The sequence below is a fragment of the Nocardia sp. CA-119907 genome (genome assembly GCF_050955995.1).
In the GTDB taxonomy this organism is placed as follows: domain Bacteria; phylum Actinomycetota; class Actinomycetes; order Mycobacteriales; family Mycobacteriaceae; genus Nocardia.
In genome coordinates this window covers 154,390-178,763 of sequence record NZ_CP192091.1, presented here as the reverse complement: position 1 = coordinate 178,763, position 24,374 = coordinate 154,390, and the positions used below count along the sequence as shown (strand labels likewise).

20 protein-coding genes are annotated in these 24,374 nt (G+C 65.3%); 15 read left to right on the top strand and 5 right to left on the bottom strand.

The window, feature by feature from the left end; all coding sequences use genetic code 11:
* Nucleotides 1–119: 119 nt before the first annotated feature.
* Nucleotides 120–1,331 carry a hypothetical protein gene (locus ACQP2D_RS00855; protein WP_433681833.1) on the bottom strand — a complete coding sequence of 404 codons (1,212 nt, stop codon included), beginning with the start codon at nt 1,329–1,331 and terminating at the stop codon, nt 120–122.
* 162 nt (nt 1,332–1,493) lie between these two features.
* Here ACQP2D_RS00855 and ACQP2D_RS00850 point away from each other — a divergent pair, with 162 nt between their 5' ends.
* From ACQP2D_RS00850 to ACQP2D_RS00810, 9 genes are all read left to right on the top strand, one after another.
* Complete coding sequence (locus tag ACQP2D_RS00850) at nt 1,494–2,471, top strand: ABC transporter permease (RefSeq protein WP_433681832.1); 978 nt, start codon at nt 1,494–1,496, stop codon at nt 2,469–2,471.
* Between the two features lie 64 nt (nt 2,472–2,535).
* On the top strand, nt 2,536–3,474 hold the full coding sequence (locus ACQP2D_RS00845) for an ABC transporter permease (RefSeq protein ID WP_433681831.1): 939 nt from the start codon (nt 2,536–2,538) through the stop codon (nt 3,472–3,474).
* On the top strand, nt 3,471–5,339 hold the full coding sequence (locus ACQP2D_RS00840) for an ABC transporter ATP-binding protein (protein ID WP_433681830.1): 1,869 nt from the start codon (nt 3,471–3,473) through the stop codon (nt 5,337–5,339). Before ACQP2D_RS00845 ends, ACQP2D_RS00840 begins: the two co-directional genes overlap by 4 nt.
* Before the next feature lie 12 nt (nt 5,340–5,351).
* On the top strand, nt 5,352–7,034 hold the full coding sequence (locus tag ACQP2D_RS00835) for an ABC transporter family substrate-binding protein (RefSeq protein ID WP_433681829.1): 1,683 nt from the start codon (nt 5,352–5,354) through the stop codon (nt 7,032–7,034).
* Nucleotides 7,031–8,716 carry an ABC transporter family substrate-binding protein gene (locus ACQP2D_RS00830; protein WP_433681828.1) on the top strand — a complete coding sequence of 562 codons (1,686 nt, stop codon included), beginning with the start codon at nt 7,031–7,033 and terminating at the stop codon, nt 8,714–8,716. Before ACQP2D_RS00835 ends, ACQP2D_RS00830 begins: the two co-directional genes overlap by 4 nt.
* Nucleotides 8,713–10,380 carry an ABC transporter family substrate-binding protein gene (locus ACQP2D_RS00825; RefSeq protein WP_433681827.1) on the top strand — a complete coding sequence of 556 codons (1,668 nt, stop codon included), beginning with the start codon at nt 8,713–8,715 and terminating at the stop codon, nt 10,378–10,380. The genes ACQP2D_RS00830 and ACQP2D_RS00825 overlap by 4 nt, the downstream gene beginning before the upstream one ends.
* Nucleotides 10,381–10,424: 44 nt before the next feature.
* Nucleotides 10,425–11,072 (top strand): hypothetical protein, encoded by a 648-nt coding sequence (locus ACQP2D_RS00820; RefSeq protein ID WP_433685959.1) that lies wholly within the window; start codon nt 10,425–10,427, stop codon nt 11,070–11,072.
* A gap of 367 nt (nt 11,073–11,439) precedes the next feature.
* The gene (locus ACQP2D_RS00815) at nt 11,440–12,177 is read left to right on the top strand and encodes a FadR/GntR family transcriptional regulator (protein WP_433681826.1); all 738 of its coding nucleotides are present in this window, start codon (nt 11,440–11,442) and stop codon (nt 12,175–12,177) included.
* Nucleotides 12,178–12,282: 105 nt separating this feature from the next.
* Nucleotides 12,283–12,993: a sterol desaturase family protein gene (locus ACQP2D_RS00810; RefSeq protein ID WP_433681825.1), complete on the top strand. Its 711-nt coding sequence runs from the start codon at nt 12,283–12,285 to the stop codon at nt 12,991–12,993.
* Between the two features lie 21 nt (nt 12,994–13,014).
* Here the strand turns inward: ACQP2D_RS00810 and ACQP2D_RS00805 are convergent, their stop codons facing one another.
* Together ACQP2D_RS00805 and ACQP2D_RS00800 are read right to left on the bottom strand one after the other, a co-directional pair.
* Nucleotides 13,015–13,221, bottom strand: a complete 207-nt coding sequence (locus tag ACQP2D_RS00805) for a hypothetical protein (protein ID WP_433681824.1) — start codon at nt 13,219–13,221, stop codon at nt 13,015–13,017.
* Nucleotides 13,222–13,314: 93 nt separating this feature from the next.
* Entirely contained in the window at nt 13,315–13,872 is a 558-nt protein-coding gene (locus ACQP2D_RS00800; protein ID WP_433681823.1) for a TetR/AcrR family transcriptional regulator, read from the bottom strand.
* A 137-nt stretch (nt 13,873–14,009) separates the two neighbouring features.
* Between ACQP2D_RS00800 and ACQP2D_RS00795 the strand changes: the two genes are divergently transcribed.
* The 4 genes from ACQP2D_RS00795 (at nt 14,010) to ACQP2D_RS00780 (ending at nt 18,381) form a co-directional block, all read left to right on the top strand.
* Nucleotides 14,010–14,747, top strand: a complete 738-nt coding sequence (locus tag ACQP2D_RS00795; RefSeq protein WP_433681822.1) for a carboxymuconolactone decarboxylase family protein — start codon at nt 14,010–14,012, stop codon at nt 14,745–14,747.
* A gap of 184 nt (nt 14,748–14,931) precedes the next feature.
* Nucleotides 14,932–15,150, top strand: coding sequence for a heavy-metal-associated domain-containing protein (locus tag ACQP2D_RS00790; RefSeq protein WP_433681821.1), 219 nt, complete (start codon nt 14,932–14,934; stop codon nt 15,148–15,150).
* Between the two features lie 23 nt (nt 15,151–15,173).
* Nucleotides 15,174–16,094, top strand: coding sequence for a hypothetical protein (locus tag ACQP2D_RS00785; RefSeq protein WP_433681820.1), 921 nt, complete (start codon nt 15,174–15,176; stop codon nt 16,092–16,094).
* A gap of 34 nt (nt 16,095–16,128) precedes the next feature.
* The gene (locus tag ACQP2D_RS00780) at nt 16,129–18,381 is read left to right on the top strand and encodes a heavy metal translocating P-type ATPase (protein WP_433681819.1); all 2,253 of its coding nucleotides are present in this window, start codon (nt 16,129–16,131) and stop codon (nt 18,379–18,381) included.
* A 627-nt stretch (nt 18,382–19,008) separates the two neighbouring features.
* Here the strand turns inward: ACQP2D_RS00780 and ACQP2D_RS00775 are convergent.
* Both ACQP2D_RS00775 and ACQP2D_RS00770 read right to left on the bottom strand, forming a co-directional pair.
* Entirely contained in the window at nt 19,009–19,887 is an 879-nt protein-coding gene (locus ACQP2D_RS00775) for a hypothetical protein (RefSeq protein ID WP_433681818.1), read from the bottom strand.
* 125 nt (nt 19,888–20,012) lie between these two features.
* Nucleotides 20,013–21,638 (bottom strand): serine/threonine-protein kinase, encoded by a 1,626-nt coding sequence (locus ACQP2D_RS00770; protein ID WP_433681817.1) that lies wholly within the window; start codon nt 21,636–21,638, stop codon nt 20,013–20,015.
* Nucleotides 21,639–22,044: 406 nt separating this feature from the next.
* Here ACQP2D_RS00770 and ACQP2D_RS00765 point away from each other — a divergent pair, with 406 nt between their 5' ends.
* Both ACQP2D_RS00765 and ACQP2D_RS00760 read left to right on the top strand, forming a co-directional pair.
* Nucleotides 22,045–22,410, top strand: a complete 366-nt coding sequence (locus tag ACQP2D_RS00765) for a hypothetical protein (RefSeq protein ID WP_433681816.1) — start codon at nt 22,045–22,047, stop codon at nt 22,408–22,410.
* A gap of 105 nt (nt 22,411–22,515) precedes the next feature.
* Nucleotides 22,516–23,769: an FAD-dependent monooxygenase gene (locus ACQP2D_RS00760; protein WP_433681815.1), complete on the top strand. Its 1,254-nt coding sequence runs from the start codon at nt 22,516–22,518 to the stop codon at nt 23,767–23,769.
* Nucleotides 23,770–24,374: the final 605 nt, after the last annotated feature.

Here is a 24,374-nt window from a genome sequence, read left to right as displayed (position 1 = left end):
TGGGCAGGTGCAGGCGCGTCACCTATTCCATCCTGCCGGAAGACCATCTCGGCGAGGTCGCGGCTATCTTCGCGGCCTCGATCTGCACAACGATGATCGACTCGAGCAGTGCGCGGCTGTCACTCGGATGTCGGTCGCCGCCAGACGGAGTCGTCGGCCTGCACTGTCGGGTCGGACTGCGGTTTGGCCTGGTCAGGCTGCGGTTTCGCCAGATCGGGCCGCGGATGTGCATGGGCCGCCGCGGGATTCGCCGACCCGTCCGGGGGTGCGCCCGCCGGGGATGCCGCCTGGGACCCGGCCTGATCCGGAGGCGGATATGCAGATGCTTCCGACGGATTCGCCGACCAGTCCGAGTACGTGCCCGCCGGGGATGCTGCCTGGGGCCCGGCCTGATCGGGCGGCGAATATGGAGGGGCCACCGGAGGGTTCGCCGCCTGGTCCGAGGGCGTGGCCGACGGGGATGCGGCCTGCGTCCCGGTCTGATCCGGCGGCGGATATGAAGATGCTTCCAAGGGATTCGCCGACCAGTCCGAGTACGTGCCCGCCGGGGATGCGGTCTGGGGCCCGGCCTGATCGGGCGGCGGATATGGAGGGGCCGCCGGAGGATTCGCCGACCGGTCCGAGGGCGTGGCCGCCGGAGACGCCTGATCGGTTCCCGAATAGGCGGAACCCGCCTGGGGATGCGGTGTCCTAGAGCCGTACTGCGGATAGCCGGTCGACGAGTAGGGCGTCGCGCCCGATCCGAACGAATACGCCGCTGGTCCGGGCGGGGGCGCGGCGGGCCCGTACGGGTACCTGGCCACCGGCGGTGGGTAGGCGCTCGCCGGGTTGTAGTTCAACCAGCGCGTCGTCGGGGCGATGAGGGCGAGGACCGCGGTGGCGATCGGGAAGACCAACCCGATCAGACCGCCGACGCCGCCGCCGATCGCTGTCGCGCCACCGCCCGAGGCGGTATAGCGCAGTGTCACCGCGTACTCCGCGATTCCGGCGATCACGACCACCGCACACCCCGCGACAACCAGGACCCGGCCGAGCGGCTTCCTGGTGAACATCATGACCGCGCCCACGCCGAGCAAGATCGCCGTTATCAGCGCGATAACGCCTGTCACCAGTGCATATGTCTTGAACCAGTGCTGCGCGAACAGGCCGGTCGAGTCATAGTCGGCAAGGTTGGTTCCGAGGTCTGTGACCCCCAGCACGATATTCATACCGCCGCCGAGCAATTGGCTCGCACTGCCGATACTCGCCAGCACCCCGGCGCTGATCGCGGTGCCGCCGCCGGGCACGGGCGCCGGAGCCGGTGGATAAGGCTCATATTGCGGATAACTCATTACGGTCCCCCTTCGAGCGCCGAGAAAAGCCTGGACGCACCTGCGACGACAGAATAAGGGACATGCCGATCTCACACGTGTCACGCACGGTCGCACCCACGTCCTTATGATCAGGGACTAATACTCGATGCTGGCCCGACCAGCCGTAGGACCAGAGGACTGATGACCGGCTTCCTGCTACGACGCGCGTTCAATTATGTCGTGCTGTTGCTGCTGGCTTCGTTCCTGACGTTCAGTCTGGCGTCGCTGACGTTCACGCCGCTGGACAGTCTCGAACAGCGCAATCCACGTCCGCCGCAGGCGGTGATCGATGCCAAGGCCGAACAGCTGCATCTCAACGAGCCGATCCCCCAGCGCTATATCAGCTGGCTGAAGGGCATCCCGAAGGGTGACTTCGGCGAGACGCTGGCCGGACAGCCGGTCAGCGAGGAACTGCCGCGACGGGTGCTGGTGAGTCTGCGGTTGCTGATCATCGGTTCGATCGTGGGCACGGTGCTCGGGGTGTTGATCGGTGCGGCCGGGGCGATCCGGCAATACAAATTCAGTGATTACTTCACCACGGTCGTCTCGCTGCTGGTGCTGAGCACGCCGGTGTTCCTGCTCGCCACCCTGTTGAAATACGGTGCGTTGGAAGTGAATACGCTGACCGGATCGCAGATCTTCCTCTATACCGGTGAGACCTCGGCGAACAAGATCAACGGCTTCCTCCCGCAATTGCTCGACCGCCTCCAGCATCTGGTGCTGCCGACCGCCGGTTTGGCCCTCGGCGCGATGGCCGGTTACAGCCGCTATCAGCGCAACGCCATGCTCGACGTATTGCAGAGCGATTTCATCCGCACCGCCCGCGCCAAGGGTCTGACCCGCAATAAGGCCCTGTACAAGCACGGTCTGCGCACCGCGCTGATCCCGATGGCGACGCTGTTCGCCTACAGCCTCGGCGGGCTGATCACCGGCGCGACATTCACCGAGAAGATCTTCGGCTGGCACGGCGTCGGGGAATGGCTGGTCAACTCCATCAATGCCCAGGACCTCTACGTTGTCGTCACGGTGACGGCATTCGCCGGTCTGGTAGTGCTGGTATCGGGCCTGCTGTCCGATGTGGTGTACGCGATTCTCGACCCCAGGGTGCGTGTGTCGTGAGCGAGCGAACCATCAACACAGCACCGTCGGGCGCGACGGAGCCGAGCGCTAGCGAGGCGCAGTCGTGACCGAAGCCGAGATCATCGTCCAAGGGGCGCCGGAGGCCGCCGCCACCGGTCGACGCAAACTCGTCCTGCGCCGCTTCCTGCGCAATAAGTCCGCCGTCGCCGGTGTGATCGTGCTGCTGATCCTGGTGCTGGTCGCCTATGTGCTGCCCTACTTCTGGACCTGGGACTATCAGGAACTCGACGGCACGGCGCTGCGCAAACCGCCGAGCGCGAAACATCCCTTCGGCACCGACGCCATCGGCCACGACGTACTCGCGCAGACCCTGCGCGGCATGCAGAAATCGCTGATCATCGGCTTCTGTGTGGCCATTATCAGCACCACCATCGCGGCGCTGACCGGTTCGATCGCCGGGCTCATCGGCGGTTTCACCGATCGGGCCATCATGTGGCTGGTCGACCTGCTGCTGGTGGTGCCGAGCTTCATCATCGTCGCGCTGTTCGCGCCGAAGACGAAGGGCAGCGGCTCCATCCTGCTGCTGATCCTGCTGCTGAGTGTCTTCGGCTGGATGATCAGCGCGCGCATTGTGCGCGGGCTGACGATGAGTCTGCGCGAACGCGAATTCGTCAAGGCCGCACGGTATATGGGCGCACCTACCAGGACGGTGATCCTGAGCCATATCCTGCCGAATATCGCCTCGATCCTGATCATCGACACCACACTGTCGGTGGGTGCGTCGATCATGGCCGAAACCGGTTTGAGCTACCTCGGATTCGGTGTGCAGTCGCCGGATGTATCGCTGGGCACGCTCATCGCGTCGGGCACCGCATCGGCGCTCACCTTCCCCTGGCTGTTCATGTTCGCCGGTGGACTGCTGATCGTCATCGTGCTTTCGGCGAATCTGGTCGGTGATGGATTGCGTGACGCGTTCGATCCCAGCGCGAAACGGGCTCGTTCGCGGAAGAAGGACGCGTCGGAAAAGAAGGTCGGGGCATGACGGGCGATAAGGCCGCCATCGAAAAGAACTCCACCGCACCGCTGTTGGAGGTCTCCGATCTGCGGGTCTCCTTCCCCAGTGAGGAAGGCCGCATCGACGCGGTGCGCGGGGTGAACTACACCGTCTCCGATGGTGAGGTGCTCGCCATTGTCGGCGAATCCGGTTCGGGTAAATCGGTTTCCTCGCTCGCGGTGATCGGACTGCTGCCGGAGCAGGCGCGGATCAATGGCTCCATCCGGCTGCGCGGACGCGAACTGCTCGGACTCGGCGATCGCCAATTGTCCAAGCTGCGTGGACGTTCCATCAGCATGGTGTTCCAGGACCCACTCTCGGCGCTGACCCCGGTCTACCGGGTCGGCGATCAGGTCGCCGAAGCCCTGCTCGCGCATACCGATATGACCAGCCGCGAGGCATCGGCGCGGGCGGTGGAGCTGCTGGATCTGGTGGGAATTCCCGATCCTGCGGTGCGCGCCAAGGCATTTCCGCACGAATTCTCCGGCGGTATGCGTCAGCGGGTGGTCATCGCCATGGCCATCGCCAATGATCCGGCACTGATCATCTGTGACGAACCGACCACCGCACTCGATGTGACGGTGCAGAAGCAGATCCTGAATCTGCTGCGCAAGGCGCGCGATATCACCGGCGCCGGCGTCATCATGATCACCCACGATATGGGTATCGCGGCCACCCTCGCCGACCGCGTCGCGGTGATGTACGCCGGAAAGATTGTCGAAACCGCGCCAGCGGCAGAGCTTTTCGCCGCACCGCGGATGCCGTACACGGTCGGCCTGCTCGGCTCCATTCCGCGCATGGACGGACCGGCGCGCAGCCCGCTGATCCCGATCGTGGGTGCGCCACCGGCCATGCACGCGCTGCCGCCGGGTTGCTCCTTCGCACCGCGCTGCCCGATCGCGATCGATGACTGCCGTGCCGCCGAGCCGCCCTTGGAGAAGACCGGCCCCGGCCATGCGGCCGCCTGCATCCGCACCGCGGAGGTGACCTCCGCCGATCTGTTCGCGGCCTACCGCCAGGAGATCGCGGAGCCGAGCGCGGAGGCAGCGACCGATGAGCGGGTGGTGCTGCGGGTTTCGGATCTGGTGAAGACCTATCCGATCACCTCCGGCGTGGTGTTCAAGCGCCGCAAGGGCGAGGTCCGCGCGGTCGACGGCATCAGCTTCGAAGTACACGCCGGACGGACATTGGCGCTGGTCGGCGAATCGGGTTCCGGGAAATCCACCACGCTGACCCAGATTCTCGACCTGGTGAAGCCGCAAGCGGGCACCATCGAGATCATGGGCAGCGATATCGCGACCCTGACCAAGGCGCGCAAACGCGAGATCCGCCGGAAGATGCAGATCGTCTTCCAAGATCCGACGGCCGCGCTGGATCCGCGGTTGCCGATCTTCGATGTGCTCGCCGAACCGATGCGCATCGATGGCCGCCCGCGCGCCGAGATCGCCAAGCGGGTGCCGGCCTTGCTCGAACAGGTCGGTCTGCGGCCCGAGCACGCCGATCGCTATCCCGCCGATTTCTCCGGCGGCCAGAAACAGCGCATCAGCATCGCCCGCGCGCTGGCCCTGGAACCGGAGATCCTCGTGCTCGATGAACCGGTGTCGTCGCTGGACGTGTCGATCCAGGCGGGTGTGCTGAATCTGCTGCGCAACCTGCAGACCGAACACGGTCTGTCCTACCTGTTCGTCTCGCACGACCTTTCGGTGGTCCGCAATCTGGCCCACGATATCGCGGTGATGTATCGCGGGAAGATCGTCGAGGCCGGGCCCGCCGAACAGATCTTCGACAATCCGAGCAACGAGTACACCCGGGCGTTGATCGATGCGGTCCCGGTGCCGGTCGTCAGCCGATAGAGGGAGAGCGCGATGCCATCGAGAACCCGAGCCAGCCGGATGCGGTGGGCGGTACCGGTGGTCGCGTTCGGCCTGATCGTGGCGGGCTGTGGTTCGGGCGGCGATTCGACAACGGGGCTGTCGGACACGCTCGGCACCACCAATGACATCAATCCCACGAGCGTCGACGAGGTGCGCGACGGTGGCAATCTGCGCCTCGCGACCACGTCGTACCCGGCCAACTGGAACACCCTGTCCAATGACGGGAACGACAGCGAGATAGCCGATATCGAGCGGCCGATGATGCCGCGATCGTTCGACACCAACGCCGCCGGCGAATTGTCGATCAATCGGGACTATTTCACCGATATCGCGCTGACCAGCACCGACCCACAGCAGGTCACCTACACGATCAACCCGAAGGCGGTCTGGTCCGACGGCAATCCGATCACCTGGGAAGACATCAAATCCGAGGCGAACGCGCTCAGCGGCCGGGATAAGCGCTTCCTGATCGCCATTACCAACGGCTTCGAATTCGTGGACAAGGTCGAGCGCGGCGTCGACGACCGCCAGGCCGTCCTGACCTTCGGCCATCCCTACGCCGAATGGCGCGGTCAGTTCGCGGGCAATGCCTCGCTGTTCCCGAAATCCGTGACCGCCGATCCGGATTCATTCAACAACAGCCTCGCCAATGCGATGGGGCCCAGTGCCGGACCGTTCCAGGTCGTGTCCACCGACCGATCGCAGGGCCGAATCATATTGGGCCACAATCCGAAATGGTGGGGCGCCAAACCCAAACTCGACACCATCACCTACAGCGTGCTCGATCGCTCCGCCTGGACGACGGCGCTGCAGAACAATGAACTCGACCTGGTCCAGCTCGCCACGGTCGACGACGTCCAGACCGTACGCAATACCGGTGGCCTGGTGGTTCGGCGCGCACCTGGTAACCGCTGGCGCCACATCACCTTCAATGGCGCACCGGGATCCATCCTTTCCGATCCCAGAGTGCGCGTGGCCATTTCGAAGGCCATCGATCGGCAGTCGATCGTCAACGCGATCCAGAACGGGCTCGTCGAGAATCCCAAGCCGCTGAACAATCACATCTTCCTGCAGGGTCAGACGGGATACCAGGACAACAGCCTCGGCTTCGATCCGACGGCAGCCGCGCGCGAACTCGATGCGGCGGGGTGGAAACTCAACGGGAACGTGCGCGAGAAGGATGGGCACAGGCTCGTCATCCGCGATGTCATGTACAACGATCCGACCTGGGTGCAGATCGCCCAGATCATTCAGCGCAACCTCGCCGACATCGGCGTGGGGCTGACCATCGACACCAAGCCCGGTGCCGGGTATTTCACCGATGTCATCCAGCCGGGTGACTTCGACGCCGCCCAGTTCGTCTGGGTGGGCGATGCGTTCGCGTTCAGCAGTATTCGACAGGCGTACTACTACGACCCGAACGACCTGCAGGGCAATTACGCCCGCGTGGGCTCACCGGAGCTCAATGCCCTGATCGATCGCGCCCTCTCGGAACTGGATCCGAAGAAGGCCATCGAACTGGCCAATGAAGTGGACCGGAAGGTTTTCGAGGAGGGTCATTCGCTGCCCCTCATGCAGAGCGACGGCAGTTTCGGCGTGCGTTCCGATCTCGCCAATATCGGTTCCCCCGGCCTCGCGTCCTACGACTACACCAAGATCGGATTCGTGAAATGACAACAGCACGTATCGCCCGGCAGCGCCGGGTGGGAATGCAGATCGCGGCACCCGCCGTCGCCATCGCGCTGATTCTGTCCGGGTGTGCATCGGGCGATGCCGTGACGGCGGGTTCCAGTTCGATCAGCACGTCCAATGACATCAATCCGAAGGATCCGAGCGAACTGCGCGACGGCGGTAATCTGCGGCTGGCGCTGACGAATTTCCCAGCGACCTTCAATACATCGCATGTCGACTCCGACGCCGAGGTGTCCGATCTGGTCAGCTGGGCGCTGCCGGGATCGATCAAATCCGATGCGGCGGGTGAGATCACCACCGACACCAACTATTTCACCGAAATCGAACTCACCAATACGAATCCGCAGACGATCGTCTACACCATCAATCCCAAGGCGGTCTGGACCGATGGGACGCCCATTACCTGGGAAGATCTGAAATCCCAGGCCGAAGCGCTCAGCGGGCGCAACCCGGCCTTCCAGGTGGCGGCAACGCAGGGCTACGCCCAGATCGGCACGATCGAACGCGGCGTCGACGACCGGCAGGCGATCGTCACCATGGCCCAGCACTATGCAGAATGGCAGGGCATCTTCAGCACGGTGTACCCGAAGGCATCCACCGCGACGCCGCAGGCCTTCGACGAGGTCAACCGCAATGGGCTGCCGGTGTCGGCGGGGCCGTTCATGATCACTTCGATCGATAAGGCGCAGCAGCGTATCGTGCTGAGCCGCAATCCGAAGTGGTGGGGCGACACCCCGAAGCTGGATACCGTCACCTACAGCGTGCTCGACTACTCGGCCCGGCTGAACGCGCTGCAGAACAACGAACTGGATTCGGCGTCGGTATCGGGCATCGATGAGGTCAAGACCGCCTCGAACGCGCCGGGCATCAAGGTGCGCCGCGCACCGGCGCCGCGGTTCTCGCACTTCACCTTCAATGGCGCGCCGGGTTCGATCCTCGCGGATCCGAAACTGCGCGTCGCCATTTCGAAGGGTATCGATCGGCAGGCCATCGCGACCTCGGCCCAGCAGGGTGTGGTGGTCGATCCCAAACCGCTCGACAACCACATCTTCATGGTCGGGCAGAAGGGTTACCAGGACAATGCGGCCGCGGTGGCCTATAACCCCGAACAGGCCGCCAAGGAACTCGACGATCTCGGCTGGAAGCTCAACGGCGACGTCCGCGAGAAGGACGGCCGCAAGCTGGAGATCCGCGATGTGATGTACCAGCAGGAGAGCTGGGTGCAGATGGCCCAGATCGCGCAGCAGAATCTGGCGAAGATCGGCGTCAAGCTGGTCATCCAGACCTATCCGGGCAATGGTCTCTTCACCGATGTGGTCGATCCAGGCAACTTCGATATCGTCCAATTCACCTGGAGCGGCGGCATTCTCCCGTTGGGCGCGCTGCCGCAGATCTACGCCTTCGACCCGGCCAATACGCTGAGCAATAAGGGCAAGATCGGGTCGCCCGAGCTGAACGCCCTGATCGAGCGGACGATTGCCGAGCTGGACCCCGATAAGGCCATCGAGCTGGCGAACGAATGCGACAAGATGATCTTCGAGGAAGGTTTCTCGCTGCCCATCGTGCAGTCCGCAGGCACCGTCGCGGTGCGTGAGGGGCTGGCCAACTACGGCGCGTTCGGTCTGGCCTCGGCGGATTACACGAAGGTGGGATTCACTAAATGAGATTCGCAATAACGATCGCCGTTCCCGTCGTCGCGCTCGGCCTGATCGCGACCGGTTGCTCGGATAACAGCATCACCCCCGGCACGGTCGATATCGGCAGCACGAACGATATCAACCCGAAGGATCGCAGCGAACTGCGCGACGGCGGCAACCTGCGCCTGGCCATCACCAACCTCCCGGAGAACTTCAACTATCTGCATATCGACGGCACCACCGACACCACGGCCACGGTGATCGGTCCGACGATGCCGTCCCCTTGGGTGAGCAATGCGGCGGGAGAACTCACCGTCGATCACAACTACTTCACCGACATCAAGCTGACCAATACCAGCCCCCAACAGGTCACCTACACGATCAACCCGAAGGCCGTATGGTCCGATGGCAACCCGATCACCTGGGAGGACCTGCGATCGGAGGCGGCCGCGCTGAGCACCGAGGACCCCGGCTTCCTCATCTCCTCACCCAGCGGCTTCGACCGGGTCGAGAAGGTCGAACGAGGCGAGGACGACCGGCAGGCGATCGTCACCTTCAATAAGCCGTATGCCGAGTGGCAGGGTCAATTCAGTCCGCTGTATCCGAAGTCTGTCACCGCCACCCCGGATGCGTTCAGCAACGCCGACCACGACACGCTCCCGGTCAGCTCGGGTCCGTTCATGCTCACCGGCATCGATCGCGCGCAGAACCGGATCACGCTGGGCCGCAATCCGAAATGGTGGGGCGACACCCCGAAGCTGGACACGATCACGCTCAGCGTGCTCGACTCTTCCGCGGTGCTGCCCGGGATCCAGAACAACGAGATCGACTACGCCTATATGTCCGGCATCGAGAATGTGACCGGCGCGAGGAATTCGAAGAACGTGGTGGTGCGGCGCACGCCCGAGCCCAATTGGTCGCATCTGACCTTCAACGGCGGCAAGGGCGCCCTGCTCGAGGATCCGCAACTGCGCATTGCCATTTCGAAGGCAATCGATCGGCAGGCCCTGGTGACCGCCGCCCAGAACGGTGTCGTCGAAAATCCGACGCCACTGAACAACCACATCTACATGAAGGGCCAGAAGGGCTACCAGGACAATTCGGCCCCCATCGCCTTCGATCCGGACGAGGCGGCGCGGATGCTCGACGCGCTCGGCTGGAAGCTCAATGGCGATGTCCGCGAAAAGGACGGCCGAAAGCTGGAACTGCGGGATGTGATGTACCAGCAGGAGGCCTGGGTGCAGACCGCGCAGATCGTGCAGCAGAACCTGGCGAAGGTCGGGGTGAAGCTGACCATCCAAACCGTACCCGGCCAAGGGTTGTTCAAGGACGTGATCGATCCGGGGAACTTCGACATCGCCCAATTCAGCTGGGGCGGTAGCGTGCTACCGCTGGGGGCGCTGCAGCAGATCTACACGTACGATCCGAACAACCCGAACAGTCAGTTGGGCAATAAAGCCCGCATCGGATCACCGGAACTGAATGCGCTGATCGAGCAGACCATTGCCGAACTGGATCCGGCGAAGGCCATCGAACTGGCGAACAGATGCGATCAGATGATCTTCGCCGAGGGCTATTCGGTGCCACTGCATCAGGCCTCGGGCACCTACGCCGTCCGCGACAACCTCGCCAACTATGGGGCCTTCGGCCTCGCCAGCGCCGACTACACCAAAGTCGGCTTCCTGAAGTGAAATTCGGACCGGGCCACCCCTTGGCCTATCCGGTCTCCGTGACGATCGGCGCCCTGGTTGCTTGCCTGGCCTGGGCGCCGTTCGCCGATCTGGACCAGCTCGCGGCCCTGGCGACGGTGGTGCTGGGCATCCTGGGTTACACGGGGTTTCAACTGGCAAGGGCGCTGGATCGTCTGCCGCATGGATTGGCGGACCGCAACCGCGCGGGTTCCAGTGCCGATCGCGATAATGTCCGCACCGTCGAGATCAAGCGCGTGCGACAGCAACACCGGCTCGTCAGCCGCAGTTGGCTCGAGATCACCGAGAACTACCGAACCCGGTGGCTGCCGGTTTTTTTCGAGCCGGGACTGCTCGGCATGACCGAGACCGAGGCCGAGGTGTCCGACCGATCCGTCGACACCGCCGGCCTCCACTTCTATCCCTCCGGAAAGGCGCGCACCTCCGAACCGCCCGGCCGCCTGATCGATAACCCGTCCCGCCCGGACCCCGACGCACCGGTCCTCGCCGCCGACTCCGCTCGGGTCCGCCGCCGTCTTCTGCTCGATGCCCAATCCACGGTTGCCGCGCCCTTCGTGGGTCTGATGTGGGTCTATGTGGCCAACGGCGGGTTCACCGCCTTCCTCGCCGCCACCTCGGTGGCCGCGGCCACCGCCATCTGGCTGGCTGCCGTCCGGGGCTCTGACCCCAGCTGACCCGGCAAGCGTCGGGCGAATCGAGCGCCGCGGGTGCGTGAGGACGAGTCCTCGGCTCCGCCATGTACTGCTTCGACCAGGAGTGATTCGGCCGTCAGCCGATCGTCGACTTGGGCTCCGCGCGCCGTCAGCCGATCGTCGACCTGGGCTCCGCGCGCCGTCAGCGGACTCCGCCGACTTGACGGCCTCCCTCAATTGGGCGGTGCCTCGTGTACCCGTTGCGCGACGGCGGTGTCGAGGCGGGACCTGGGTTCCGCGGACGACTTCCTTCCGTCGATCCGGCGATACCTTCTGCCTCACGTCACGTGGCGATCGGCCATTGGTCTGACCACTTGACCTCCTGACCTTTGTGGCGCAGAGTAGGGGTATGGCGTTGCAACCTGTGGTCAAGCGGTCGGTGTCGGGGGACGTATTCGAGCAGATCGCGGCGGATGTGCTCAGCGGGGAGTTGCCCCCCGGGGCGACTCTGCCGAGCGAACGGCAGTTGGCGGAGGCACTGGGGGTTTCCCGGCCTGCGGTACGTGAGGCGCTGCAGCGGTTGGCGGCGGCCGGGCTGGTGGCGGTGCGGCAGGGGGATGCGACCACCGTGCTGGACTATCGGCGCGGCGCCGGGCTCGAGGTATTGCCGCGGTTGCTGGTTCAGGCCGGGGAATTGGAACCGAAGGTCGCGCGCAGCATTCTGGAAGCGCGGCTGCACAACGGGCCCAAGGTGGCCGAACTCGCGGCGATCCGGCTCGGCAGGACCGACTCCGCCACCGTGCGCGCCGCCTTGGATCGCAGCGTCGAAGCGCTTGCCGCCGAACAGGATCCGATCGCACAGCAGCGACATGCGATGGAGTTCTGGGATCACGTCGTCGACGCCGCCGACTCCATCGTGTTCCGGCTGATGTTCAACATGTTGCGCGGCGCCTATGAACCCGCGCTCGCTGCGCTGGCCCCGATCATGTCCGCCGAGGTGGGCAATGTCGAGGCCTATCGAAACCTGGCCGCCGCCATCGAGGCGGGTGAGCCGGTACAGGCCTCGAGCATCGCTCGGGCACTGCTCGAACCGGCGACCACGGCCCTGATCGAAGTATTGGAGGGCACTGACGGCACCCATCGCTGACGGCGTTGTACACGATCCGGCGATCCGGATCACCGCAGCGGTTCGGAATATCGCTCGGTGCACCACCGAATGGACGGCACCGACTGGCTCCACCAAGGAAAGACCATGACGAAACCCCAATCATCCAGCAAGGATTCGGCCACGGCGCGCGAGCGTGTGCGTCAGGACGAGCGGACCCTGCGCCGCGGCCTCAGCCTCGGCGCCGCATTCCGCGAATTCATTCGGCATCCCTCGCCCTGGCTGATCGGTAGCACCCTGGCCGCGGCGCTGGTCGCCCGAATCATCGTGGGCGACTGGCAATTGACCGATGCACTGGTGCCCGCGGTCATGCTCGCGCTCTTCCCACTCTTCGAGTGGATCGTGCACGTGACGGTATTGCACTGGCGGCCCAGGCAGCTCGGCCCGATCCCGATCGACAGCGAACTGGCGCGCAAACACCGTGAGCACCACGTCGATCCGCGCAATATCCCGCTGATCTTCATACCGACCAAGACGCTGTCGGTACTGGTCGTCATCCTGATCGCCCTCGCCACCCTGGCCTTCCCGCGCCTCGGTCTCGGCCTGACCTTCCTGCTGATGATCACCCTGCTCGGCTTCGGCTACGAGTGGACCCACTACCTCATCCACACCGACTACAAGCCGAAAGGCTCAATCTTCCGGGCAGTTTGGCGCAACCACCGCCACCACCACTACAAGAACGAGCACTACTGGTTCACCGTGACCACCTCCGGCACCGCCGACCGCCTCCTGGGCACCTATCCCGACCCCGCGACCACCGAAACCTCCCCCACCGCCCGCCACCTCCACTCGGCCTGACGGTTGGGGCACTTGTAGCAGTCATTCGGAGCCGAGCGGCGGCGCGATAGCGCGCCGCATCGGCATCCGATACCCGGCTTCGACGAACCCGATGGGCTTGCCCGACGCGTCACAGACCATCGCCAATTCGCTTCGAATCAGTTGTCGGACGGCGCGAATTCGGCGCAGTTCCGGCTCGCCCACCCAGCGCAGATAACCCAGTCCCGCAGCGGGATTCGTATGCTGCACGCACAGCAGTCGGTTACGACCGTTGCACGGACACGCCCGTCGACAGCAGATCGCCTGACCCCCCACGGCGTCTTTCGACCGCAGCGGGACCCGTCAGGCTGTCGCGAGTAGACGGCCCGCGATGGTGCGGGCGCGGTCGGCGGCGGCCGGGGAGCTCTCGCGGACGGCGGTGACTATCGCGCCGTCGACGAGCAGGGCGAATTCGGCGGCCAAGTCCTCCGCGTCGGATCGGCCCGCGGCGGTGAGGAGTTCGGTGAGGTAGCCGATGACCCGGCGTTTGTGCTGGTCGGCCGCGTGATGGGCGGGGGATGTCGGGTCGGCCACTTCCACCATGGTGTTGATGAACGCACAGCCGCGGAAATCCTTGCGGGCGAGGCGTTCCGAGAGCGCGTCGAATACCGCGAGCGGCCGGTCCGCCGGATCACTCGCCTTGGCTTCTACGGATTCCCGCAGCCAGGCCAGCCAGCGGCGATCGCGATCCTCGAGCACCGCGACGACCAGGTCGTCCTTGCTCGCGAAGTGGCGGTAGAAGGAGGCCCGGCCGACGCCGGACTCCTGGAGCAGGCGGTCCACGCCGACCGCTCTGATGCCTTCGGCGTAGAAGAGTTCCTCGGCGGTGGTGAGTAATCGCTGCTTGGCCTGTGTTGCCATGTCCTCACGCTACCAGAACGGCACCGATCAGTACCATCCGACTTGACTTATTCGGTACCGATCAGTACCGTCTCAATTCGGCACCGATCGGTACCATTACGTTCGAGTTTGGAGTCACGATGTCTCGGCTACCGCTTGTGTCCATCGAAACCGCCGACGCCGAGCAGGCCGACCTGCTCACCGAGGTGCAGCGCCAGCTGGGCCGGGTTCCGAATCTCTACGCCGCCATGGCGAACAGCCCCGCGACGCTGCGCGGATACCTGACCATGCGCGACGCACTGACCCGCGGCAAACTCTCCGCCCGCGTCCGCGAGCAGCTGGCCCTGCTGGTCGCGAGCGAAAACGGTTGCGATTACTGCATTGCCGCACACAGCATGCGCGCGGGCCGGATGGGTTTCACCGAGGAGGCCATCGCGGCCACCCGCGCGGCGCACGCCGAGGATCCGCATGCCGACGCGGTGCTGCGGATCGCCCGCGAAGTGCTGCGGACCCGCGGTCGGGTCGACGATGACATCATCGCCTCGGCCCGCGAGCACGGCGTCAGCGACGCCGAGCTGAGCGAGATCGTCGGCCATATCGCGCTGAATATTCTGTCCAACTACTTCAACCACGTCGCCAAGCCGGAACTGGACTTCCCGCCGGCCGCACCATCGGAAGGCAAGCAAATGACCGCGAAATGGCGCAACGCCACCAAAGTCGCTCTGGTAGAGGGCTATTCACTGCTCGACCGGGACGGAGCGCAGGTGCGCACGATCGACGATGTCGCGGTGTCGATCGAAGGCGGATTCCTGCACATCAAGGTCTCGGATACGGCCGAAGTGCAGGTGGTTTCGGCACCCGCGGTGGCATTGGTCAGCTACCGCCCCGAATCCTGAGCATCCATAACGCCCGTCCTGAGCCCGGCTCGGTGGTCACTCGATCGCCGAGCCGGGCTTTTCTCATCTCGAGGCCCTGTCCACATACCCTCACGGGGTAGTCCTATCGTCTTGACAAAGTACCCTAGGGGGGTATGGTAGATCGCAGTCGGACGGCGCCGCCGTCATCGGAGAAGGAGAGCAGATGAGCACCGCAGCCACCACCGTCACTGTCGCCGTCACGGGCATGACCTGCGGCTGCTGCGCGAACTCGGTCAGCAAAGAGGTCGGCAAGATCGACGGCGTCACCGGCGTCGATATCGACCTCGCCAGCGGGCGGGTGAGCGTCGACAGCAGCACGGCGGTCGAACTCGATGCCATCGCCGCCGCCGTCGACAAGGCCGGATACCGGCTCGCCGAGTAACGACACCAGAACGGAGCATCCCGATGAACGCGTACAGCAAGTTCGCCGGTTACGCCCTCGGTCTCGCGGCGGTCTTCGGGATCGCGCTGGCCATCGGCGCCACACTCGGGCCGGAGCCCACCGAGTCCGCGCATGATTCGAAGGCACACGGCGCCATGGGCGAATCGAAGTCCGGTGAGGTGCCCGCGGGACTCATGGCCAGCGAGAACGGATACACCCTGCGCCTGGACACCCCGCAGACCACCGCCGCGGCGAACGTACCCGTGCGCTTCCGCATCCTGAATCGCGCGGGCGCACCCGTCACCGACTATGTACGAAGCCACGACAAGGGTCTGCACCTCATCGTGGTCCGTCGAGATATGGCCGCCTTCCAGCACGTGCACCCGACGCTCGATCAGGCGGGCACCTGGAGTGCTCCGCTGGATCTGAGCCGGGCCGGGGACTACCGGGTATTCGCCGACTTCACCCCCGAAGGCGGCGAGAATCTGACCCTCGGCGCGGACCTGCGGGTCGCGGGAAACTACGACGTCCAGGCGCTGCCCGCACCGTCGATCACCGCCAAGGTCGGCGAGTACACCGTCACACTGGACGGCACGGTCACCCCGGGCCAGCCGTCGAAGGTCGTGCTCACGATCGGCCGCAATGGCAAGCCGGTCACCGATCTGCAGCCCTATCTGGCGGCCTACGGTCACCTCGTGGCCCTGCGGGCCGCCGACCTCGGCTACCTGCACGTCCACCCGGAGGGCAGCCCAGGCGACGGCGTGACCCCGGCCGGGCCTGGCATAACCTTCTTCGTCGACGCCCCGAGCGCCGGTGACTACCGACTCTTCCTCGATTTCCAGCACGACGGCGTGGTCCGCACCGCCGAATTCACCCTCTCGGTCACCGACACGGGAGCCCCGGCGCCGGGTCCCGCCGCGGAGCCCGCCGGACACGGCCACTGATCACTACCCTGAGTCGCACAGAACGGAGCACACGATGACCACCGCGACACAACCATCCGCCGGACAGGTCGAATTGGTGATCGGTGGCATGACCTGCGCATCCTGCGCCAATCGCATCGAGAAGAAGCTGAACCGGCTCGACGGCGTCACCGCCACGGTCAACTACGCGACGGAGAAGGCGCGCGTCGATTTCAGCGGGGATATCTCACCCGAGCAGCTGATCGCCACCGTCGAGCAGGCCGGTTACACCGCCGCGCTGCCCGCGCCGAAGATCGAGCAACCCGAGCAGACCGCTGCCGAAGAACCGGATCCGACGGCCGCATTGCGGACCCGACTGCTGGTCTCGCTGGTGCTGACGGTCCCGGTCATCGCGATGGCGATGGTGCCGGCATTGCAGTTCACCAACTGGCAGTGGCTGTCGCTGACGCTGGCAGCACCGGTCGTGGTGTGGGGCGCGCTGCCGTTCCACAGGGCCGCGTGGACCAATCTGCGTCACGGCACCGCCACCATGGACACCCTGGTGTCGATGGGCACCCTCGCCGCTCTGGGCTGGTCGCTGTACGCGCTGTTCTGGGGCACGGCCGGAACGCCGGGCATGAAGCATCCGTTCGAACTCACCATCTCGCGGATGGACGGCACCGGCAGCATCTACCTGGAGGCCGCCGCGGGTGTCACCACATTCATCCTGGCCGGACGCTTCTTCGAGGCTCGCTCGAAGCGGCGGGCGGGTGCGGCGCTGCGCGCGCTGCTCGAGCTCGGCGCGAAGGAGGTCTCGGTGCTGCGCGGCGGGATAGAGCGGCGCATCCCGGTGGAGCAGTTGGTCGTCGGTGACACTTTCGTGGTTCGGCCCGGTGAGAAGATCGCCACCGACGGTGTGGTCGTCGAGGGTTCCTCGGCGGTCGACGCCTCGATGCTGACCGGTGAATCGGTGCCGGTCGAGGTCGGTCCCGAGGATGCGGTGGTCGGTGCGACGGTCAATGTCGGCGGACGGATCGTGGTGCGCGCCGATCGCATCGGCTCCGACACCCAGCTGGCACAGATGGCCAAACTGGTCGAGGACGCGCAGACCGGCAAGGCGCAGGCCCAGCGGTTGGCCGACCGGATCTCCGGGATCTTCGTGCCCATCGTGATCGCGCTCTCGGTGGCGACGCTCGGATTCTGGCTCGGCACCGGCGGTTCGGTCGCCGCGGCCTTCACCGCCGCGGTCGCGGTGCTGATCATCGCCTGCCCGTGCGCGCTCGGGCTGGCCACGCCGACCGCACTGCTGGTCGGCACCGGTCGCGGTGCGCAGCTCGGCATTCTGATCAAGGGTCCGGAGGTGCTGGAGTCGACCCGTCGGGTGGACACCGTGGTGCTCGATAAGACGGGCACCGTCACCACCGGCAAGATGACTCTCCTCGATGTCATCGCCGCCGCGGGCGAGGAAGCCGCCGAGGTGCTGGCGCTGGCCGGGGCGCTGGAGGATTCTTCGGAGCACCCCATCGCCCAGGCGATCGCCAAGGGTGCGCGCGATAAGGTCGGCGCATTGCGGCCGGTCGAGGGCTTCGCCAATATCGAGGGCCTCGGTGTGCAGGGCGTGGTGGACGGACACGCGGTGCTCGTCGGGCGGCCACGGCTGCTCGCCGACTGGGCCCAGCACCTCGACACCGACCTGGAGCGGGCCATGTCCGCGGCCGAAGCCGATGGCAAGACCGCCGTGGCGGTGGGCTGGGACGGCAGGGCCCGCGGCGTGCTCGTCGTCGCCGATGCGGTGAAACCCACCTCCGCTCAGGCGATCTCGCAGCTGAAGGCACTCGGGCTCACCCCGATCATGCTGACCGGAGATAACACGGCCGCGGCGAAAGCCATTGCGGCGCAGGTCGGTATCGACGAGGTGATCGCGGAGGTGCTGCCAGCCGATAAGGTCGACGCGGTCAAGCGGTTGCAGGCCGAGGGCAAGGTGGTCGCGATGGTCGGCGACGGCGTCAATGACGCCGCGGCCCTGGCCCAGGCCGATCTGGGCCTGGCAATGGGCACCGGCACCGATGTCGCCATCGAGGCCAGCGATCTGACCCTGGTCCGCGGCGACCTGCGGGCGGCCGCCGATGCGATCCGGCTGTCCCGCAGGACTTTGGGCACCATCAAGGGCAATCTGTTCTGGGCCTTCGCCTACAACGTGGCGGCGATCCCGCTCGCCATGGCCGGGCTGCTGAACCCGATGCTGGCCGGTGCCGCGATGGCCTTCTCCTCGGTCTTCGTGGTCAGCAACAGTCTGCGCCTGCGGAGTTTCCGCTCCACCGCTCAGTAGAAACTGATCGGGCGGGACGATATCGTCCCGCCCGATTTCGGCCTGTGGTCCGGCCGACTATGGCCTTACTACAGAGCGGCCTTACTGCAGAGCGCCGCTATTTCCCAAGGCCATGGCAGCACTTCCGGTGGCCCATGCGGCGGCACTTCCGGTGGCGGCCAAAAGGGAGAGAAGAATCATCGGTCGACCTTTCGTAGAGCAACGATCAGCAACCGAAAGCTACTGCCGCCCATAGACGTCCGCAATCAGCGGACAAAGACTCTCGGCAATCTCTCGCGACATTGGCAGAAAATTCCCAGCAAGATTTTCGCGCACCCCGTCGTCGGCAGGATGCCGCAAGCGAACCCTCGGCTCCGCTGTGCGCGGCAAAGGTGACCGCGCTCAACTCCCCTGCGGCAGTACCTCGCGGCGGGCAGTTCGTCGCCACCCACGGCAGCGCCCGCGGCGAACGCGACACACCGCGGTTCCGCCGGCGACTCCTCACCGGCGCAACCGATTCCGATCACCGCATCCACCGGTACTGGAGCCTGACCAGCGAAGTCACCGGCACCATCACGGTTGGCACCGCCCTCCACTGGTTGTACAGCGCGCTCACAAAATCGGTCTACCCGGACGATATTTCCTTGGTCACGAATCCGTTCCGCGGCCCCAACTGGGATGCTGCGCAACCTGTTTCGGATCGGTGAGAAGTCGCGGGTTGCCGCCGTCGCTGTCCATCACCCAGACCTCGGCTCCGGACTTGGACGATGGATCACGGGTGAAACGGGCGAAGAGGATCTTCGTGCCGTCGGGGGAGAACGACGGGTGCCCCGTCGAGTCGTCGGTGAGCGGTCGGACGTGATCACCGTGGACGTCCATCACATAGATCTCCGACCGGTTCTTCCCACCCCGGTTGCTGGTGAACACGATGCCGGTGCCGTCCGGGGTGAAGACCGGTTCGGAATTGAAATACGGATCCTCCAGCAGCTTCCGTGCGCCGGTGCCGTCGGCTGCCATCTCCCAGACGGTGTCGGCCCTGGTGAACGCGATCTTCGAACCGTCCGGCGAGAATGCGGGATGCTGCGACGATGTCAGGTCGGGGCCAACGGTGTTGGGGGCGCCGGTGAGCTGCCTCAGCTCGCCGCCATCGGTATTCATCACATAGATGATGCCGCCGCGAGTGAAGGCGATCCGGCTACTGTCGGGCGAGAACGTCGGGTGGAACCCGTCGTCGGCAAGCTGCACGACATTGCTGCCATCCGGATCCATAGTCGATATCGAACGACCACCGACCACAATCTTCGAACCATCGGGAGCAAAGCTCGGATCAGTACCAGCGGCAATTCGAGCAACCCCCGTGCCATCGGGATTCATCGAGAAGACCGACTGCCAGTCGTCAGTGAACACGATCTTCGCCGGTCGCGGCGGCTGCCCGTGGTCCGCCCCACAGCCAACGATCAACCCCGACAACACCACACCGACGGCCACCACCTGCAGCACCCGTCCTTTTGCCCGAATCCTCGACATGTCAGGCATCGTCCCCGAACTCCCCTGCCACACCGCACCGGTCCTGGGAATGCGGGATTTCGATCGGCCTCGCATGACGAGAGTGCCGCCGGTGCACCAGCTGGCTCAGGAAGGTTCCTATCGCTCTAGCCGAGCGGCACGGTCACGCCGGGGGACGACGGGGCGCCGTGCAGGGCCAGCTGGCTCGGGACATCAATCTTCTTATCGTTCTTCTTGCCGTTCTTGTCCTTGCCGGGAAGATCGAAGGCCAGCCGGATCGTGTGGGTGCTGCCGGGAGCGAGCTGGTCGACGCCGGCGCGGGACGGGCTGAGTGCGGTGGTTGCGGCCGCGTCGGGGACGAGAGTGCGTCCGGCGGCGGTGATCAGGCGCTGATCGGCGATGCGGAAGACTTGCTCGCCTCGGGAGACATTGGTGACGGTCAGCGTCACGATGGTGTAGGAACCGCCCGGGGCTCCGGTGGCGCTCACATTGGACACCACCTCCGTCACGGTGAACGCAAGGTTCCCGTCGCGCACCGCACCAGCCGGAGCTGGAGGTTGCCCACCGGTCGAGGGCGGCGGGGCACCGGTCGAGGCAGCAGCGGAGGACGCTTGCGTCGTCGTGACCGGAACGGAATCGGACTCGAACACACCGCTCAGCAGCCACAGTGCCGCCGCAGCGACAAGCGCCAGCCCGGCGGCGACCGGTATCCATCGGCGCACCAGACGCTTTCGCCGGAGGTCCGGATGCACGACCGGGTGTGTCCGGGGCTCGGGGGTTTGCGGCACCGGCCGGGTCTCGGGCGTTTGCGGCACCGGCCGGGTTTCCGGCGTTTGCGGTACGGGCCGGGTCTCGGCCAGGGTCGGGGGCGAGCCGACGGCGTTCATGACGCGGGTGCGCGGGTGCGGGCCCGATGTCGCAGGGGCCGCGACCGGCGGGGCCGGCGCCGATGCGGGCCAGCCCAACGCCGCACGTGCCGCGGCGGCGAATTCGCCCGCGCTGGCGTAGCGGTCCCCCGGTTCCTTGGCCATACCGCGGGCGATAACCGCGTCCAGCGCTGACGGCACACCTCGGGCAGCCTGCGAGGCCCGCGGGGGTTCGGACATCAAATGCGCGTGCATCTGCTGTGCCGGGTCTCCGTCACCAAAGGGCAGGTTCCCGGTGAGGGTTTCATACAGCACACAGGCCAGCGAATAGACATCCGAGCGGGCCTCGGCCGTACCGGTGAACCGCTCCGGCGCCATATAGCCCAAGGTGCCAACCACCAGTCCGGTGGCCGTAAGGGGGGTTCCGGCGGCGGCGCGGGCGATACCGAAGTCGATCAGATAGACGAAACCGTTGGCATCCTCGAGAATATTGCCCGGCTTCACATCCCGATGAACAAGCCCCGCCGCATGAGCGGCATCCAGCGCCTCGGCAGCCTGAACAATGACCTCGACCGCCCGACCCGGAACCAGCGCACCCGACCGCAGCCGCGTGGCCAGATCCACGCCCTCGATATAGGCCATCTCCAGAAACAGATGCCCGTCGACCTCGCCGAAGGCATGAATCGGCACGATATGGGGGTTGTGCACCTGGGTGCCCAGCCAGGCTTCTCGCTCGAAACGGCGCCGATACCCCGGATCGGCGGAATACGCCGCGGACAACACCTTCAACGCGACGGCGCCACCAGCGCGGTCGCGCGCCAACCACACCTCACCCATACCGCCACGACCCACCAGACTTTCGAGGTGGTAATTCCCGAACGAGCCGCGAGCGCTCAGCACCGACACACCCTGACCGTATCCCCAGGGATCGACGCCCGCGACCGCGCAACCACCACAGCCCCACTCATCACCACTTGCATCCCAGCCAGCTTCGCCCAATCGCTGCGCGGTTGTGCCCCGTTCGCCGCAAGCCGCTGTGACTGTTGTGTGGCGGACTGTGCGTTTTCGGCCAGCACGTTGGGTTGAGTCCAGTTGGTCATGGCCTTGGGTCCGCTGCGTCAACGCTCGTTCGTCGCACCGTGTTTCGACCTTCGCCACCGGCTCCCTCCGCCACGGAGTACGCGGGCATCCTCGGATCGGCAACGGTGGGGCAATGTGGCGGGCATTGTAGATTGGTCAACACTTTGACTTCTAGAGCTCGGTGAAACCGCGTAGAATTCGAGCCGGTCGGGACAGTATTTGGAGCCCTATGATGACCGAGAGAAAGAATTCACACACAAAGTTCACCCGGTTGGCGGCGGCCGCCGGTATAGCCGCAGTTGCCGCGATTCCAGTCGTCGCAACCGCGGCGCAAGCGCCTACCGCGCACGCAGCGACGCCCACGTCCGCAACCCAACTCGCCGACAGCCCCGGTTGGGGTCACGGCGGCGGCTGGGGTGGCGGTGGTTGGGGTCACGGCGGCGGCTGGGGCGGCGGCGGTTGGGGTCACGGCGGCGGCTGGGGTTGGGGCGGCGGCGGCTGGGGTTGGGGCGGCGGCGGCTGGGGTTGGGGCGGCGGCTGGGGATGGAATCCCGGCTGGAATTGGTGGAACCCATTTGGTGGCTGGGGCAGCTTCTAGCGCCGGTCAGCGAGCCCGGACACGCACAGCGTGCCGGGCTCGGTCGCATCGAGTACCGATCATGTGAAGCCAGGTTCGACCAACCGGGCTGGAGCTGGTGACGAGATGAAGATTGTGTGTGTCGGTGGCGGGCCGGCCGGGTTGTACTTCGCCATTTCGATGAAGCGACGCGACCCTGCCCATGACATCACCGTGATCGACCGCGATCCCCCAGGGTCCACCTATGGCTGGGGCGTCGTGTACTGGGACGACCTGCTCGACATTCTGTATCGGAATGACCCCGATAGCGCCCAGGCGGTGCGTGCTGGATCGGTCCTATGGCGTGAACAGGCAATCCATGTGCGCGACAACCAGACCGCGCATTTCGGGGGCTACGGGTTCAGCATGGGGCGCGCGGCACTACTCGACGTACTTTCCCGACGGGCAAGCGATCTGGGCGTCGATGTCCAGCACGGGCGAGAGGTCCACGATCTGTCCGGCTTCCACGACACCGATCTCATCGTCGCCTCCGACGGCGCGAACAGCCGGGTACGGCAGCTGGGTAATCATCATTTCGGCACGTCCATCACACTCGGCGAGAATCGATACATCTGGCTCGGTACGGACAAGGTCTTCACCCGATTTACCTTCGCCTTCGAACACACCCCGGCCGGTTGGATCTGGTTCCATGCCTACCCGTCCGTCGCCGAAAAGATCAGCACCTGCATCGTCGAGTGCCAACCGCAGACTTGGCATGGACTGGGATTCGACTCCCTGGACAACCTGGAGAACTTGCGTGTTCTGGAGAACATATTCACGCGCGTGCTCGACGGTCACTCGTTGATCAGCAAGACACAAGGCGAGTTCGCAAGGTGGAGCCGCTTTCCCGAGATAACCAACAAGACCTGGTATCACGACAACGTCGTGCTCCTCGGCGATGCAGCGCACACGACGCACTTCACCATCGGTTCGGGCACCCGGTTGGCAATCATCGACGCCGTCGTGCTCGCACAGAACCTGTACGAACATGCCGAGGTCGCCGACGCACTGGAGAACTACGATGCGCAGCGGCGCGCCGCGTTGCGCCCGATACAGGCCGCCGCCCGCACCAGCATGATCTGGTTCGAACACGCCGACCGGTACCTCGACCGCAGCGCCGTGCAGTTCGCCTATGCGATGGCGGCTCGGCACGGGCTACAAATGCCGTGGCGATATCAGTTACACCTGCTCACACAGGTACCGACCGTGCGAAAGGTCCGGCGTGCCATCAACTCCGGACAGCGGTGGTGGCGGGCTGCGCGACGAGGGGAACTCGCGATGGCGCTGCCCTCGCCACGACGCCCACCCGAACCGATCCCGACCGATCGGTCGATGTCCTGATGCCCCCAAAGCCGGGCACCGGCACTGGGGCGCTGCAACAACACCTCATGAACCTTGAAGCTGCCGTCGCCGAAGTACGTGACGGATTGTTCCGTACCAACGAGACCTTGCGGCAGTCCAAATCGTTGGCAGCCCAATGGGTTCCGAACTTATTCAATGATGCACAACTTGCGCTATGGGAGGGGCCGGACTCCCTGGGCACCGCATTGGCCTACGCCCGCGACCACGTGACCGATGAGAACTGGCCTCGCGTTGCGGAACGCTGTGCCCGCCCCTGCCTAGGGAAGCCTGGCGCCGACTCTGGCCAGCAGGGTTCTACTCATTGGTCAGTGAGGTCTGCGGTCCGGGGGCTCCGGTCTTGATCTTTCAGCCGGGGTTCTTGTCGGCTGTGGCGGCCCGCAACATTAGATGACCAACAATCACCAAAGCCTCGGGATCATCGGCCAGCTGGCCGCGGAGCATCCGGAAATAGGCACACATCGCTCAAACTTCTTCTGCACCCGGCGCTTCGACCTGTCCCCACCGCTACTTCCGGCCACGATGCCAGGAAGGCCCGGGCCTGCCGAATGTGTACCCGCTCGGCAACCCCGCCACCCTGGCAGTGT